A 14,670-nucleotide genomic window follows, 5' to 3' on the forward strand; every position below is an offset into this window, starting at 1 on the left:
GCGCCGCGCCGGAGCGGTCGTCCGCGCGGCGCTGTCACTGGGGCCGCGGAGCGGCGCCGTGGAGCGAAGCGTGCGCCGCGCCGGCCGCGCGCTCCTTGCCCATCTGACGGATGCAGTACTGGAGCGCCGCCCGGAGGTTCCCGAGGGTGGTGATGTTGGCCAGATCGAGCCCGAGGCTGACGATGGTCTGGGCGACGTTCGAGCGGATGCCCGCGACGATGCCCTCGGCGCCGAGCAGCCTGATCGCGGCGACGAGATCGAGGAGGTAGCTCGCGGTCTTCGTGTCGACCAGCTCGACGCCGGTGAGATCGAGGATGGCGAAGCGCGAGCCCGTGCGGACGATCGCGTCGAGCAGGGTATCCATCACCTCCGCTGTCCTGGCGCTGTCGAGCACGCCGATCATCGGCAGGGTCAGCACGCCGTCCCACACCTGGATGATGGGAGTCGACAGGTCGCGGATGACCCGCTGTTGCCGCTCGATGAGGTCCAGCCTGGCCCGGAGCTCCTGCTCGGTGTTCTTTGGCTTGCTGATATCGAGGGTGAAGCCGACGACCGAGAACACCTCGCCCTGCTCGTCGCGCATGGGGACCTCCCAGTTGTCCCAGAACACCCCGTGCGTCAGGGACTCCGAATGGCTCGCTTCGCCCGCGAGCGCCCGCCGCAGCACCTCGCACCCGTGCGGGTTGCTCGCGTAGAGGTCGAACACGTTCTTGCCGATGTGCGCGCCCTGCTGGAGCCCGATGCCCTCGAGCGCCTTTCCCTCGTGGCACGTGAAGATCCCCTCGCGGTCGATGGCCCAGACGATGATCGGGAGCGACTGCGTGATGGCCTGCAGGATCACCTCTCTCTGATGGTGGCGGCGAGCCTGCTCGGTCCGCTCCGTCACGTCCTGCCCAAACACGCCGACGCCGATGCTCTCTCCATGCTCGTCGAGGATGCGCTCGTGGCGCCACTCGACGCTCACCACGGCGCCGTCCTTCCTGACGTGGCTCCACACCCGGGGGGCCGCCCCGTCCTCCGCGAGGAGCTGCCGCCACGCGCCGGGGCTGCCGGACGCCGGCAGGAGCTCGTCCACGCGCTGGCCGAGCGCCTCCTTCCGCGCGTGGCCGAGCAGGCGCTCGGCCGCGCCGTTCCAGTCCTCGATCGTGAGCTCCTTGCCGTACTGGACGATCGCGACCGGCGCTCGCTCGAAGAGGCGTGCGCGCTTGCCCGCGAGTTTCTCGGTGTCGACTTCTCCCCATGACGTGGTGGCGGCGGTCATGGGGTGAAATTTACCCGGGGCGTTCGCGCACGTCGAAATAACTGCCATTCGTCTTCGACGGACAGTCTGCAGAGCGCCCTGGGTTCGTAAGGACGGATCCACTGTTGCTGTAGCAACACTCCGTGAGCAAGCGCCTGCTGCTCCAGCAGCAGGCCGCCATCTGTTATAGCGGATTTGCGTCCAGAGAGCCGGCTCACGCTTGGTACGGGGCGTGCTCAACGGCGGTCCGTGAAGGGGCGCCCTCGTCGAGGTTCGGGAGCAGGAGAAGCCATGAGCAACAAGATCCAGTTCCACAATGTGAGCAAGACATTCGCCGTCAAAGGGCCGGCGGGGGCCAAGGAGGGCGCGCGGTTCACGGCCATCGAGGACCTCAACCTCGACGTGAGGGCCGGCGAGCTGATGGTCCTCGTCGGGCCGAGCGGGTGCGGCAAGTCGACGCTCATCGATCTGCTCGGCGGGCTGTCGAAGCCGAGCAGCGGCAAGCTCCTGCTCGACGGCAAGCCGATCACGGGCCCGGCCCTCGATCGAGGGATCGTGTTCCAGCAGTATGCGCTCTTCCCGTGGCGGACGGCGCGCGAGAACGTCGAGTTCGGGCTCGAGGCCAAGGGCGTCCCGGAGAGCCGGCGCAGGGAGATCGCCCAGGATTACCTGGATCTGGTCAGCCTCTCCGGCTTCGAGGATCGGTATCCGCACGAGCTGTCGGGCGGCATGAAGCAGCGGGTGGCCATCGCGAGGAGCCTCGCCTACGACCCGGAGGTGCTGATGATGGACGAGCCGTTCGCGGCGCTGGACGCGCAGACGCGCGAGTCGCTGCAGGCGGAGCTGCTCCGGATCTGGGAGAGGTCGCGCAAGACGATCCTGTTCATCACGCACAGCATCGACGAGGCGGTGTTCCTCGGGCAGCGGGTCGCGATCATGACGTCCCGGCCCGGCCGGGTGAAGCGGGTCATCGATATCCCGGAGGAGATCCGGGGCTATGAGGACGCGCGGTCGACGCCGGAGTTCGGCAGGCTGCGGCACGAGATCTGGACGCTGCTGCGGGAGGAGGTGCTGAAGTCCGAGGAGCTGGAGCGGAGCAAGCGGCAGAAGCGCGCGGCGGAGAGCCGCCCCGTGGCGGGCGTGGTGGCGGTCAATGGCTAGTTTGGAGCAATCGATTGCGCTGCCCGAGGAGTCGCAGCAAGGGCAGCTCGTGGGCGACGCGGCGCGGTGGCTCGGCCGCGCCCTCGCGCGCTCGGGGATCCTCCTCGCGGTCGCCGCCCTGTGGGAGACGGCGCCGCGGGTGGGCCTCGTGGAGGGGGCGTTCCTTCCGCCGCTCTCCGAGGTGCTGGGGACAGGGTGGCAGCTGCTCCAGAACGGGCAGCTCCTGAGCCACATCAAGGCGAGCCTGTCGCGCTCTCTCGTCGGCTTCACGCTGGCGATCTCGGTGGGCGTGCCGCTCGGGCTCGCGATCGGGTGGTACAAGGGCGTGGCGGACGCGCTCAATCCGCTGCTCGAGGTGCTGCGCAACACGGCGGCGCTCGCGCTCCTGCCCGTGTTCCTGCTGCTGCTCGGGATCGGGGAGTCCTCGAAGATCGCGCTCGTCATCTACTCGTGCACCTGGCCGATCCTGCTCAACACGATCAGCGGGGTGCGCGGGGTCGATCCGCTGCTCGTCAAGTCGGCGCGCACGATGGGGCTGTCGCCGCTCCAGCTGTTCCGCAAGGTCATCCTGCCGGCCGCGGTCCCGACGATCTTCGTGGGTATCCGCCTGGCGGGCGCGTACTCGCTGCTCGTCCTCGTCGCGGCGGAGATGATCGGGGCCAAGGCGGGGCTCGGATACCTGATCATCTACGCGCAATACAATTTCCAGATCCCGAGCATGTATGTCGGCATCTTGACCATCACGGCGCTCGGGCTGACGTTCAATCACCTGCTCATGCGCGTCGAGCGGCGGTTCACGTCGTGGAAGGTCGCCCCGAAGGAGTGAGCCCGCGCCCGGCGCGGGCGCCGTGACGATCACCGTTCATCGAGGGAGAGGACGATCGTGAATCGAATCATCCTGGGCCGGACCGGCCTCGAGGTCAGCGTGCTCGGCCTGGGCGCGGGCGGCGACAGCCGGCTCGGGTCCGGGCGCATCGCGGAGGCCGAGTCGCTCCGGCTCGTCCGTGCGGCCATCGAGCGCGGCGTGAACTTCATCGACACGGCGGAGGCGTACGGGACCGAGGGGCTCATCGGCAAGGCGCTCCGCGAGGTGCCGCGCGACCGCGTGGTGCTCTCGACGAAGAAGACGACGCGCATCGAGGCGCCGCTCCGGCCGGAAGACGTTGTGTCGTCGCTGCATGCGAGCCTCGAGCGGCTCGGCACGGATCACGTCGACGTCTACCATCTGCATGGCGTGCTGCCGGATCAGTACGCCGATCTGCGCGAGCGGATCGTCCCCGTGCTGCTGCGCCTGCGCGAGCAGGGCAAGATCCGCTTCCTCGGCATCACGGAGGCGTTCGCCGCCGATCCGGCGCACGCGACGCTCGAGCAGGCGCTCCGCGACGACGTGTGGGACGTCGTGATGGTCGGGTTCAACCTTCTGAACCAGTCGGCGCGGGCGCGGGTGTTCCCGCTGACGCGGGCGAAGGACATCGGGACGCTGATCATGTTCGCGGTCCGGCGCGCGCTGAGCCGGCCCGATCGGCTGCGGGAGCTGCTCGCGGACCTTTCGGCGCGCGGCAAGGTGTCGCCTGAGCTCGGCGACGAGGGGCTGGACCGGCTCCTGGAAGGAGAGGGCGCCTCGTCGCTCCCGGACGCGGCGTACCGCTTCTGCAGGGACGAGCCGGGGGCGCACGTGATCCTGTCGGGGACGAGCAGCGTGGAGCACCTCCTGGAGAACGTGCGCTCGATCGAGGCGCCGCCGCTGTCGGCGCGGGCGCGCGAGCGGCTCATCCAGGCGTTCGCGCAGGTCGACGACGTGTCGGGGCACTGAGGGGCGCTCGCAGGCGGGAGCGCGGCGGAGGGTCACGCGACCGGCGCGGCGATCCCGGGCGGCGCGGGGGGCGACGCGACGTCGGCGGCGTCACGCGCGGCGTCGCTCCCGAGGAAGCGCGAGATCCGCTCGCAGAGCCGCGCGCGGAAGGCGTCGTCCGTGGGGGGCGAGTGGCGGCACCCCTCGAGCAGCTCGGTCTCGGCGCGCGGCAGGAGCTCCTTCGCGCGCGCGAGCAGCTTCGCGCCGGGGAAGCTCACGTCGTCGTCGGCGCCGAACACGAGCGCGGGCCGCGTGAACCCGGCGAGGGACGCGGGCGTTGCGAGCGGGGGCGGGCGGAAATCGAGCCGGTAGCTGCGGACGGCGTCGCCGAAGTAGGAGCACCACATGTCGTCGTGCGTGGAGAACAGCCCGGAGACGAGGCGCGCGAGGCGCTCCTCCGAGGGGAAGGCGCGGTAGAGGGCCATCGGGATCGCGATGCGGGTGAGGCCTTGCCACGCGGAGCCCGACACCAGGGCCGCCGGCACGATCAGGATGAGCCGGTCGATGCGGGCGGGCGCGACCTGGGCCATGCGCAGGGCCGCGAAGCCGCCCCAGCTGACGCCGAGGAGGTGGGTGCGGGCGAGGCCGAGCGCGTCGAGGACGTCGGTGAGCCACTCGGCGTAGGCGGGCCCGTCGATCGGCAGGCGGACGTCGGCGCTCTTGACGGACTGGCCGATGACGTCGACGACGTGGACGCGGAAGCGCGCGAGGAGCGGGCCGAGCTCGGGCATGAGGTGCGCGGAGCTGGCGAGCGCGCCGTGCAGGCAGACGAGCGGCGGGGCGTTCTCGGGGCCGGCGCTGAGGACGTGCGTGGCGCCGAAGCGGGTGGAGACCTCGCGCGATCGGGTCGGGACCGGGAGCTTCTCGTGGAACCTGTCGAACCACGCCGCGATGCGCGCGCGCGCCTCTGGACTGCGGAACATGATGGATGACGTCATCGAGCCCTCCTGACGTTGGCTGCGGGGCGGAGGCCGCAGAGGTGCTGAGCGACGAGCCGATCGAGCAGGGCGATAGGCGACGGGTGCGCGCCCTGGGCCCAGGCGATCAGCGCGAAGTAGTAGAAGGAGAAGAAGGCGACGCCGAAGAGCGCGGGGTCGGCGTCGTCGGCGACCTCCCCCTGCGCGCGGGCGGCGTTGAAGAGCTCGACGACGCGGCCGTGCACGGCGGCGACCTGCTCGGTGAAGCGGGCCTGCCAGGGCGGGTCGGCGAACAGGGCGTCGCGGAGCAGCGTCTTCGAGAGGGCGGGCCGGCGGGCGTAGTACGCGAAGAAGGCGGCCCCGAGCCGGTGGAGCCGCTGCTCGAGGGAGCCGGGCTCCTCGTCGCTGACGGCCTCGGCCGCGGTGGCGGCGAGGTCGTCGAACAGCGCGGCGTGGAGCAGGTCGCGCTTGTCGACGAAGTGGAGGAGGACCGTGCCGGCGGCCACGCCCGCGTCCGCGGCGATGGCACGGACGTTGGCGGCCTCGAAGCCGTGGCGCTCGAAGTGGTCGCGCGCGGCCTCGAGGATCCGGGCGCGCGTCGCGTCTTTCTGAGCGTCGCGCCGGCCGGGTCTTTGAGTGAACGCGTTCACTGAACGAGTTCATTACATGGGACAGAGCGGTGCACAAGGGGAATCAGCGAGCCCGGCACGACGGTGGGCGTCCGACCGAGGTTGAGGATGCCCTTGCCCTGGGCGCCCGACCGAGGTTGAGGACGTCCCCCAGCACGACGGTGGGCGCCCGACCGAGGTTGAGGACGCCCTGGGCGCCCGACCGAGGTTGAGGACGTCCCCCAACGGGGTTGAGGGCGTCCCGTCCAACCGACCGAGGTTGGGCGTTCGACCCGACCCGGGTTGAGGGTGTCCCGGGTTGAGGGCGACGGTGGACATCCGACCGAGGTTGGGACCGACCGGGGTTGAGGTCGGGGCCCCCGACTCGTTCATGATGCCTCTCCTTCGCGGGTACTTCGCGCCTACGACGTTCGAGCGGCGCCGCGCCGGACATCTTTTTGCGTATCCCCCCGCGCAGGCGGTGATCGCCGGGACGGCTCAGCCCGCCGCCGGGGCCTGCTGCGCCTGGGCGCGCGCCCGGAGGCGCTGCTTGGCGGAGGGGCCGCCGGCGTGGCGCACCGAGGCGACGGCGCGATCCATCACGTCCCGCCAGTAGCGCGCGACGTCCTCGCGCTCGGTGAGGAGGGCGTCGATGGGCCCGTGGTCGGTCTCGATCTCGACCGCGAACCGGTCGCCGCGCGGGAGCACGCGGATGTCGCGGACCTCTCCGGCGGAGATGGCCGCCCCCAGCCGGCCCTCGGGGCGCAGGTCGATGGCGCCGGTGCGGCTCACCCAGGGGGCGACGACGAAGCGGCCCGGGCCGAACGACACGACCGGGGCGGAGCGCGCCGCGTAACGGGACGAGAACCTGGCGACGCCCAGGAAGGCGTAGCCCGCGAGCGAGAGCAGCGCGGCGGCGCTGCCTACGCCGATGGCGATGCCGCTCTCCCCCGCGGAGACGCTCCGCATGACCTGGATCCAGAACGCGAGCGCGGCGAGCAGCAGCGCGGCCCCGATGAGCGCGTTGCGGGCCGCGGAGCCGCGCGGGCCGTGGCTCGCGTAATCCCGCAAGACGAGGAGCTCACCCTCGCTCCGGATCGCGAACCGCGACAGCGCGGCGGCCGGCAGCGCTGGAGGCGGAGTCGGGGCAGGCTCCGGGAGGGGCCGCGGCGCGATGGCGCCGGGCGGCTCGGTCCCCCGCGCCGTCTCCAGCGGGACGCTCAGCGCGGCCGCGAGCGGCGCCGCCACCGCCTCGACGAGCGCCTCCGCCGGCGCGGCCTCGAGATCCTGCGCCTCGGCGACGAGCAGGCGCCGCGCCGCCGTGGCGCGCGCAGGCACGGGCGCGGCGAGCGCGAGCCAGGCGGCGACGTAGGTCCGCTCGCGCGTGCACGTGGGGGCGCCGCAGCATGGGCGCCGCTCCGAGATCACCTGGACGCCCACCGCGTCGCGAGGCTCGGCCGTGCCCTCCCCGGCCCCGCCTGCCTCGGGCCGCGCGTGGCGGGCGCCCGCGAGCCTCAGCGGCGCCAGCCGGAGGACGCTCGCGCCGCGCTCGATCCGGAGCCATACGGGGTCCCGCGGCGCCGGGCCGAAGCCTGTATCCTGCTCCCGCCGCAGCGCGCCAAGCTCGGGCGCCGCCCGGAGGATCAGCGGCGCGCCGCCGCCCTCCGCCGAGAGGGCGCGCGCCGCGCCGGCCGGATCGCCGAGCGGATCGAGGGCGGAAACGGAGCTATCGGCCTCAAGGGAGCGGAGGGCACGCGCGACCTCCGCCTCGAACGCTGCGGTGCTCGGCTCGGGCATGGCGGGACGTTTGCCCCGGCTGCGCTGGGTTGTAAAGCGCACCCGTCCGCGCGACAACGCGGGGGGCGCGCTCTCCTACCCCGCCCGATCGCTGCCGCTCGCGCAGGGTCCGGCGCGGCCGCCGGCGCCAGAAGGCCAGCAGCGCGCCGAGCGCCGTCATTGGCAAAGCGCCGGGAGCGATCGGCGGCTGACCAGCGCCCGAGCAGGAGCAACCGGCGTCGCCCGAGGCCTCGTCCACATGGCCGCTCTTCGGCCTGTCCTCGCCCCCCGACGCCGCGCCGCCCGATCCGCCCGAGGCCGCCGTCGCGCCCGCGCCGGAGCCGCCGCCCGAGCTCGCGGCGCTCGCCCCGGCGATCGGGTAAAGGGCGCAGACCCCTTCGATGTCGTCTTCCTCGAGCGTGCGCGCCGACGTGCCGCCCGGGTAGAACCCCAGCATCGTCGCGCCGCGCACGTTCGTGTGACCCAGGCCGAGGAAGTGCCCTTCTTCGTGCGTGGCGATCGATCGCACATCGATGCAGCCTCCATCACCCGTGTCGTTCCAGCAGAAGCCGACGTCGTTGAAGATCATGTCGGCCTCGCCGATGACGCCATCGGCATCCCAGACCGGCATCGTGACGGCGATCACCGAGTCGGCTTGCCCGAGCTCGCCAGGCCAGCCGTCGCTGATCCAGAGGAACACGCTCTTGCCGTCGTCGAAGTCGTAGCCGTCGCCCGTGTCGCCGAGGAGCTCGACCTCCCACGCCGTGCATCCGGGGCTCGACCAGGCCGCGAAGCCGGCCTCGATGCTGGCGGCGGCGAAGCTGGAGAGCGGCCCCGGGATCGTCCCCCCGTTGATGTGGTAGCGGGCCGGCAGCTCGCGCCAGCGGGGAACGACCTCGAGATCGAGCGGCGCCCACGCGGCGGCCTCGCGAGCCCCCGCGAGCTGCGCCAGCGCGGCGGCGAGCGGGGCGACCAGGGCGAGCGCGGCCCTGAAGCCTCTCTTCATCCCCCCATCATCGGCTCATCGCTCCTGCGGGACCACCTCGAGCTCCTCGGGCGCCGCGCTCCCCTCGAGGGGCAGCGTCACCTCCACCCCCTCGTGCACCGGCAGGGTCGCCGCGACGGGCCAGGAGCGCGGCGCGCCGCCCTCGCCCGCAGCGACCTCGCGCAGCGTCACGCCGCGCACCGGATTCACGCCGCCGTTGAAGAGGCACGCGCGCAGCCGCCCCTCGACGACCGCGGCCGAGCACGGGATGACATCGGCCGTCGCGCGCCGGATCCGGCCGAGCATCGCCTCCTCCGCGGGCGCGGCGGGCATGAGCGCCACGAGCGCGTCGCGGGCGCGCGGGTCGCGGAGCCAGGCGAGCATCATCGCCGCGTGGATGCGCACAACGCGGTAGCGCGCGCGCGTCAGCTGGAAGAAGGCGTCGGGCGACGCCACCCCGGTCTCGCCGTCGAGCATGCCCGTCACGCCCGGCTCGATCTTCACCTCCGTCCCGGGCGCCTCGACGTGCCACTTCACCGCGCGCCCCGGCCCGAGCGCGCCTTCCCAGAACAGCCCGCGCTCGGTGATGCCGGCGCGCTCGCCGCGGCGATCGCGCCGCGCGAACGTGAGCAGCACGCGGAAGTCGCTGACGGGCGCGCCGCTGTTGTTCACGACCGCGAGCTCGAAGTCGTAGCGGCCGCGCGCCGGCCGCGCCGCGCCGCCGTCCCGGCCCGCGTCGCCCGGCTCCGCACCGGCGTCGCCCTGCTCCCCGGCGGCGTCGCCCTGCCCCGCGCCAGCCTCGCTCTCCGCGTCGTCGTCCGCGCGGTCCCGCCGCAGAATCGGCGCGATCACCCCGGCGCCGTCGTCCGGCCCGGTCGATCCGAGCAGGCTGAGGATCGGCACCCCCGCCCGCCAGAGCGGCGAGTCGGCGCGATCGCAGAGGCAGTGCGGGAACGACGGCTCGGCGCGCTCCCGGACCTCGCCCGCGAGGAGCGCGGCGGTGGCTCCGCGGGTCGCCTGCCCGACGCCGCGCGCCGCCTGCCGCTCGGCCGGCGGCTGATCGCGGGGGGCCGCGAACCGCTGCACGAACGCCATCGTCGCCACGATGCCGATCACCGCGAGCGCCGCGGGCACGAGCACGCGGGCCCGGAGCGGGAGCGCGTCGATCCCCTCCTCGACGCCGCGCCTTGGTTCGCGCCCCGGCCGCTCGCCGAGCGGCGTCGGGCGGGGCGCGAACACGGGCGCGGCCGGCGAGCCGGGGGACGAGGCCGCGAGCCGCTCCGACGCGAAGCCCATGCGGCTCGACATCTCCGCCACGAGCGCGTCGCGCAGGCGGTCCGAGGGCGGCCCTCCCCAGGTCGCGAGCCGCGCGACGAAGCGCAGCGCGAGCCAGGTCGCGAGCGCGACGAGGCACGCGAGCGACGCGGTCCCGAGCGGGCCGCTCGCGAGATAGTCGGGGGACAGGGCGGCCGCGAGCACGCCGAGCGGCGCCGGCGCGATCCAGCTCGCCATGCGGGCGTTGAGGCGCGCGCGGTAGGCGCTCTCCATCGCCTCCATCGCCGCCGGCGAGGTCACGCCGGGCACGCCGGGCAGATCGCCCTCGAAGCGCGCGAGGACGAAGCAGTTGTGCGGCGAGCACGCGGACGGATCGAGCGCCACGCAGAGCGCCTTGCCGCGCCGGAAAAGGCCGCGGATCGCGGTGTAGGGCACCCCGAAGCGGACCGGCGCCGCCACGGCGCCCAGGGCGAACCCCTCGGCGTAGCCGGCGACCCGGACCAGCTCGACCTCGAGCTCCGCCTCGGCGCAGGTGAAGCGCACCGCGCCAACGGCATTGGCGCCCCCCTCGGCGATCGCCAGGGCAGCGACGGAGAACGCGCGAGGCAAGGTGGCCGCACCCTAACCGCGCGGGCCGGAGCGCTGCAACGGAAACCCGGACGGCCGGGAAGCCCCCGGGCGCGTCGGGTGACCGTTGATCGCCCAGCGCCGGGTGCGTAAGACGTGGCGCCATGAAGCCCCTCCACATCGTCATCGCCATCTCCTGCGCTGTCCTCCTCGGCCCGGTCGCGGGCTGCGAGGAGAAGGTCCCCGAGCCGGATCTGCCGCCGGGCAGCGCCGTGCCGGTGGTGAAGCCCGCCGAGCCGGAGCCCGCCGATCTCATCAAGGAAGACACCGTCGTGGGCACCGGCCCGGAGGCGAAGGACGGCGACAAAGTCCGCGTCCACTACACGGGGCGCCTGCTGAAGAACAACGCCGAGTTCGACTCCTCCGTCGGCCGCGAGCCGTTCGAGTTCACGCTCGGCGCGTCGGAGGTCATCAAGGGCTGGGACCAGGGCGTTGCCGGGATGAAGGTGGGCGGCAAGCGCAAGCTCACGATCCCCTCCCGCCTCGGCTACGGCGACGCGGGCAGCCCGCCGAAGATCCCGGCCAAGGCGACGCTGGTCTTCGACATCGAGCTGCTCGGCGTCGGCGACGCGGCGAAGGACGCGGCCGGGGACGACAAGGCCGGGAAGACCACGGCCGACAAGGCGGCCAAGCCCGCGGGCGACAAGGCGGCCAAGGGCGACAAGCCCGCCGCGCCGGCCGAGAAGAAGGAGGCACCCAAGGAGGCGAAGTGAGCCGCAGGCGGCCGCGCGGAGTGAGCCGCGAGCCCAGCGCTCAGACGACGCGCGCGAGCGCCTTGAGGAAGATCTCGTAGGCCTCGAGCGGGTACTCACCCATGTGGAAGATCCGGAACAGCCGGTCCGAAAGCTTCCCCTGGGCGGCGTAGATCTCGAACACGTGCCCATCGACCGGCTCGCTGGCGAGCCGGCTCGCCATCTCGTCGTAGGTCCTCCCGACCGGGATGTGCAGCGCCGTCCCGATCGACTGGAGCGGCATGTTCTCCCAGCGCGCGATCGTCAGCCCGAGGCGCTCGTAGCCGGGGCGCAGGATCGCGCAGCGCGCCTGGTACACGGCGTGACGCCCGGCGACGCCGCCGGTGGCGGCGAGGTGATCAAGCGCCGCGATCACCTGGCAGAGGCTCATCGGATCGATCGTGTAGGGGTGCGCGCCGCCCTGCTGGGCGCGCCAGATCTTGTGGAGCTCCAGGCTCGGGACGCGGGCGGGGATCCGCTCCATCTCGGCGAGCAGGTCCTTCCGGACCAGCGCCACCGTCAGGTTCGGGTGGCTGTGCAGGCCCTTGTTGCACGAGCCCATGACGGCGGCGATGCCCGAGCCCTCGAGGGCCAGCGGCTCGACGAAGAGCGCGCTGATGCCGTCGACGAGGAGCTTCTTGCCATACTTCCGGGCAAGCGCGCCGACCTCGGGCAAGGGGTTCAACGTGCACGTCGACGTGCCCCCGTACACCATGGCCACCGCGTCGACCTCGTCCGCCGCCAGGATGGCCTCGATCTTCGCGAGGTCCGGCCTCTCGCCGTAGGGCAGGCACATGTCGACGACCGGCTGGCCGAGCGTGGCGGCGTACTCGAAGATCCGGTCGCCGTAGGCGCCGTTCCGGACGACGAGGAGCCGCTCGTCGCGCCGCAAGCAGGAGCCGAGCACGGCGGCCATGGAGGTCGATCCCGAGCCCGTGAGGAGGATGGCCTCGTAGCTGGGCGCGCCGAGGGCCTCGACGATGCCGTGCCGTGCCCGGTCGAGCAGCGGCCGGAGCCGGGGGCCACGCGGGACGATCGGGCTCTCCCCGTACGTGCGCGAGACCTGGTTCACCGCGTCCGGCAGGTGGAAGACCGCGGGCGTGAGCGAGACGACGCGTGGCGTTGCGGCGGCGATCATGCCGCGAGATCTAGCCCGGAACGCGCGCGGGACGCAGCGGAGATTGCGCTACGCCCAGCGGAGCTGGCGCAGATCGTCCCAGACATCGCGCGCGCAGTGGTAGCGGTAGGCGTCGCGGCGGCGCAGCAGCTTGGCGATCACCTGGCTCAGCGGCGTGCCGAGCGCCTCGGCCTTCTGCCGGGGGGTGCCCTCGGCGATCTGCCGCGTGATCTCCTCGTAGGCGACGTTCACGTCGATGGCCGGCTGCCCGGTGTGCATCTGGTACATGAGCAGCCCGAGCTGGTAGAGGTCGCTCTGCGTCGTCGTGTAGCCCGCCGTCACGAGCTCCGGCACGAGGATCTTCGGGTTCGCGACCTGCGGGCGGAACCAGCGGGTGACGCCGTCGAGCTGGTGCGCCACGCCGAAGTCGGTGAGCTTGACGAGCGGCCTGTGGTCGAGCTGGGAGATGAGCACGTTGCCGGCGTGCAGGTCGGCGTGCACGACGCCGTTGTCGTGCAGGTACTGCAGCGTCATCAGCAGCTGACGCGCGAGCTCCAGGAGCAGCGGCGGCTGGAACGGGGCGCCGAGCAGCGCCCGGAGGCTCGTGTCGCACCGCTCGAGCGCCAGGTAGAACAGGTAGTTCACCTCGAACGCGTCGTGGATGTAGACGATGTTCGGGTGGCGGAAGCTCTCCAGGCGGAGCATCTCGCGCGACCACTCTTCCTTGACGACCTGGTAGGGCTTGTTCGCCGGCCGCAGCATCTTCAGGGCGTACACCTGATCGAACGGCCCGCTGCACTCGTACACCGAGCCATACTGCCCGTCGCCGATGAGCGCCCCGATCACGTACGTCCCCCGGGTGGAGGTCAGCGCTGAGCCCGGCACCGGAAACGGGATCAGGAAACTGCCAGTGGAGGACCAGGTCACGGCGAGCCCATCGTAACCGAAAACGCGGGCGCCCGTTCACCCCGCCGCGCGCGGCCCGCGTTCGCGACGCAGGGGGCGCCCCTGTCCCCCCGCACGCGGCGCGCCGAGGGCGGCCGGCCGCTCATGAAGCGGCGAGCTTCCGCACGATCTCCGCGGCCTCGGCCTGATCGAGCTCGAGCGCCGCGGCGACGTCGAGCAAGAGCTCGCGCTCGCTGCTCCTGACGATCCCGTCGGCGACCACGACCTGAGCGGCCAGGAAGAAGGCGACCTTCCGGGCCTGCGGGCTGGCGAGCCGTTCCTTGAGCGACGCGAGCCGGGCCGCGCGGCCCTCCTTGTGGAGCTGCTCCACCACGGTCTGGAGGAGCGTGTCCATCGTGCTCTGCGGGATCCGTCGATCCGTGAGCGACTCTACGCTCCGGGCGAAATGGATCTTCTCCTCCGGGCTGAACTCGCCGTCGGCGAACGCCGCGAGGAACATCAGCTCGACGAGCGCCTCGAGGTTCGGCTCATCAAGCGTTTGCAGCGGAGGAGGGCTCATCTGGGGCATCGTCTCCGTGTACACCGAGGCCCGGCGCGGGACCAGCCCTGGAGCGTCCCCTGTACCCAGCGCGCCCGGGGCAAACGCGCGCACCCGGGGCAAACGCGCCGGGGTTGAATGCGCCCGAGGGGCGGCATTGGGAGAGCGCTCCCTGTGTGTCATGAGTTCGAGCATGCACGTGCGCGAACTCGCCCAGTCGCTCCTCGGCGCGCTCTTCCTCTGCGGCTGCAGCAGCGCGACCGCGGCGCGGCGCCCTGCCGATCCGGGCCGACCTGCGCCCGAGGGGCGCGCGGCGACGCCGCGAGCCACGGCGAGCGCCGAGGCGGCCCCGCCGCCGCTGCGGCTGCCCTGCGAGGCGGACGACCTCGTCGGCTGTACGAACGGCTGCGCCGACCACCAGATCGAGGACTGCGTGACGCTGGGATCGATGTACCTGGGCGGAACGATCGTCTCGATCGACGTGGAGCGAGCGATGACGCTGTTCGAGAAGGCGTGCGCGGAGGGGAGCGCGCGCGGCTGCTTGCGGCTCGGCGACGCCTACCACGATCGGCTCGCGCGCACGGACGGCGCCGTCGGGGCGAGCGAGGCGGACGAGGCGGCGCTCTACTGGCACGCGCGCGCATGCCACGCGGGCGCGAACCTCGGATGCCTCGCGGCAGGCAGGGCCTACCTCCACGGCCAGGGCGCGAGCGCCGATCCCGGGCGCGCGGCCGCGCTGTTCCAGCGCGTCTGCGAGCGCGGGAACGCCCCCGCCTGCGTCGAGCTCGGACATCTCCACGCGGAGGGCGAGGGCGTGAAGCGCGACGACCGGAAGGCAGTCGAGCTGTTCACGAAGGCGTGCAAGCTGGGCCTCGACGAGGGGTGCCTGCGGGCGAGCCGGTCCGGCGACGTCCTCCCGCCGCGCGACTGACGCGCC

At 72.7% G+C, this 14,670-nt stretch carries 14 protein-coding genes; 5 read left to right on the plus strand and 9 right to left on the minus strand.

Translation table 11 applies throughout. The annotated features are described in order from the left end of the window. Positions 1–34: 34 nt before the first annotated feature. On the minus strand, positions 35–1,261 hold the full coding sequence (locus tag WME97_RS25895; protein WP_437540958.1) for a PAS domain S-box protein: 1,227 nt from the start codon (positions 1,259–1,261) through the stop codon (positions 35–37). 270 nt (positions 1,262–1,531) lie between these two features. Between WME97_RS25895 and WME97_RS25900 the strand changes: the two genes are divergently transcribed. From WME97_RS25900 to WME97_RS25910, 3 genes are read left to right on the plus strand one after another with little or no spacing between them, the layout of a single operon-like run. Next, positions 1,532–2,401, plus strand: coding sequence for an ABC transporter ATP-binding protein (locus WME97_RS25900; protein ID WP_437540960.1), 870 nt, complete (start codon positions 1,532–1,534; stop codon positions 2,399–2,401). Beyond that, on the plus strand, positions 2,394–3,227 hold the full coding sequence (locus WME97_RS25905) for an ABC transporter permease (protein WP_437540962.1): 834 nt from the start codon (positions 2,394–2,396) through the stop codon (positions 3,225–3,227). The genes WME97_RS25900 and WME97_RS25905 overlap by 8 nt, the downstream gene beginning before the upstream one ends. Positions 3,228–3,284: 57 nt before the next feature. Further along, positions 3,285–4,214, plus strand: a complete 930-nt coding sequence (locus WME97_RS25910; RefSeq protein WP_437540964.1) for an aldo/keto reductase — start codon at positions 3,285–3,287, stop codon at positions 4,212–4,214. Between the two features lie 32 nt (positions 4,215–4,246). On the opposite strand, the gene WME97_RS25915 is transcribed toward WME97_RS25910, so the two are convergent. The 5 genes from WME97_RS25915 to WME97_RS25935 all read right to left on the minus strand — a co-directional run bounded on the left by WME97_RS25915 (position 4,247) and on the right by WME97_RS25935 (position 10,423). Then, positions 4,247–5,191, minus strand: coding sequence for an alpha/beta fold hydrolase (locus tag WME97_RS25915; protein WP_437540966.1), 945 nt, complete (start codon positions 5,189–5,191; stop codon positions 4,247–4,249). Continuing rightward, positions 5,188–5,820 (minus strand): TetR/AcrR family transcriptional regulator, encoded by a 633-nt coding sequence (locus tag WME97_RS25920; protein WP_437540968.1) that lies wholly within the window; start codon positions 5,818–5,820, stop codon positions 5,188–5,190. Before WME97_RS25920 ends, WME97_RS25915 begins: the two co-directional genes overlap by 4 nt. Before the next feature lie 456 nt (positions 5,821–6,276). Continuing rightward, positions 6,277–7,575, minus strand: coding sequence for a hypothetical protein (locus WME97_RS25925; RefSeq protein ID WP_437540969.1), 1,299 nt, complete (start codon positions 7,573–7,575; stop codon positions 6,277–6,279). After that, the gene (locus WME97_RS25930) at positions 7,514–8,560 is read right to left on the minus strand and encodes a matrixin family metalloprotease (RefSeq protein ID WP_437540971.1); all 1,047 of its coding nucleotides are present in this window, start codon (positions 8,558–8,560) and stop codon (positions 7,514–7,516) included. Before WME97_RS25930 ends, WME97_RS25925 begins: the two co-directional genes overlap by 62 nt. 15 nt (positions 8,561–8,575) lie before the next feature. Next, positions 8,576–10,423: a hypothetical protein gene (locus WME97_RS25935; RefSeq protein ID WP_437540973.1), complete on the minus strand. Its 1,848-nt coding sequence runs from the start codon at positions 10,421–10,423 to the stop codon at positions 8,576–8,578. 122 nt (positions 10,424–10,545) lie between these two features. Here WME97_RS25935 and WME97_RS25940 point away from each other — a divergent pair, with 122 nt between their 5' ends. Beyond that, positions 10,546–11,154, plus strand: coding sequence for an FKBP-type peptidyl-prolyl cis-trans isomerase (locus WME97_RS25940; protein ID WP_437540975.1), 609 nt, complete (start codon positions 10,546–10,548; stop codon positions 11,152–11,154). 40 nt (positions 11,155–11,194) lie between these two features. Here WME97_RS25940 and WME97_RS25945 read toward each other — a convergent pair whose 3' ends face one another. From WME97_RS25945 to WME97_RS25955, 3 genes are all read right to left on the minus strand, one after another. Further along, a complete protein-coding gene (locus WME97_RS25945) occupies positions 11,195–12,310 on the minus strand; it encodes a pyridoxal-phosphate-dependent aminotransferase family protein (RefSeq protein WP_437540977.1) in 1,116 nt (371 codons plus the stop codon). Positions 12,311–12,358: 48 nt separating this feature from the next. Continuing rightward, complete coding sequence (locus WME97_RS25950; RefSeq protein ID WP_437540980.1) at positions 12,359–13,216, minus strand: serine/threonine protein kinase; 858 nt, start codon at positions 13,214–13,216, stop codon at positions 12,359–12,361. A 121-nt stretch (positions 13,217–13,337) separates the two neighbouring features. Then, complete coding sequence (locus WME97_RS25955) at positions 13,338–13,754, minus strand: tellurite resistance TerB family protein (RefSeq protein WP_437292677.1); 417 nt, start codon at positions 13,752–13,754, stop codon at positions 13,338–13,340. 172 nt (positions 13,755–13,926) lie between these two features. Between WME97_RS25955 and WME97_RS25960 the strand changes: the two genes are divergently transcribed. After that, the gene (locus tag WME97_RS25960; RefSeq protein ID WP_437540982.1) at positions 13,927–14,664 is read left to right on the plus strand and encodes a tetratricopeptide repeat protein; all 738 of its coding nucleotides are present in this window, start codon (positions 13,927–13,929) and stop codon (positions 14,662–14,664) included. Positions 14,665–14,670 lie beyond the last annotated feature (6 nt).

This window comes from Sorangium sp. So ce367 (assembly GCF_051520455.1).
In the GTDB taxonomy this organism is placed as follows: Bacteria; Myxococcota_A; Polyangia; order Polyangiales; family Polyangiaceae; genus Sorangium; species Sorangium cellulosum_B.

Excerpts from the sequence above, each read along its gene's own strand:
- WME97_RS25915 (WP_437540966.1), bottom strand. The coding sequence starts at position 5,191 with ATGACGTCATCCATCATGTTCCGCAGTCCAGAGGCGCGCGCGCGCATC.
- WME97_RS25925 (WP_437540969.1), bottom strand. The coding sequence starts at position 7,575 with ATGCCCGAGCCGAGCACCGCAGCGTTCGAGGCGGAGGTCGCGCGTGCC.
- WME97_RS25960 (WP_437540982.1), top strand. The coding sequence starts at position 13,927 with ATGCACGTGCGCGAACTCGCCCAGTCGCTCCTCGGCGCGCTCTTCCTC.
- WME97_RS25945 (WP_437540977.1), bottom strand. The coding sequence starts at position 12,310 with ATGATCGCCGCCGCAACGCCACGCGTCGTCTCGCTCACGCCCGCGGTC.
- WME97_RS25940 (WP_437540975.1), top strand. The coding sequence starts at position 10,546 with ATGAAGCCCCTCCACATCGTCATCGCCATCTCCTGCGCTGTCCTCCTC.
- WME97_RS25930 (WP_437540971.1), bottom strand. The coding sequence starts at position 8,560 with ATGAAGAGAGGCTTCAGGGCCGCGCTCGCCCTGGTCGCCCCGCTCGCC.
- WME97_RS25905 (WP_437540962.1), top strand. The coding sequence starts at position 2,394 with ATGGCTAGTTTGGAGCAATCGATTGCGCTGCCCGAGGAGTCGCAGCAA.
- WME97_RS25900 (WP_437540960.1), top strand. The coding sequence starts at position 1,532 with ATGAGCAACAAGATCCAGTTCCACAATGTGAGCAAGACATTCGCCGTC.
- WME97_RS25955 (WP_437292677.1), bottom strand. The coding sequence starts at position 13,754 with ATGAGCCCTCCTCCGCTGCAAACGCTTGATGAGCCGAACCTCGAGGCG.
- WME97_RS25895 (WP_437540958.1), bottom strand. The coding sequence starts at position 1,261 with ATGACCGCCGCCACCACGTCATGGGGAGAAGTCGACACCGAGAAACTC.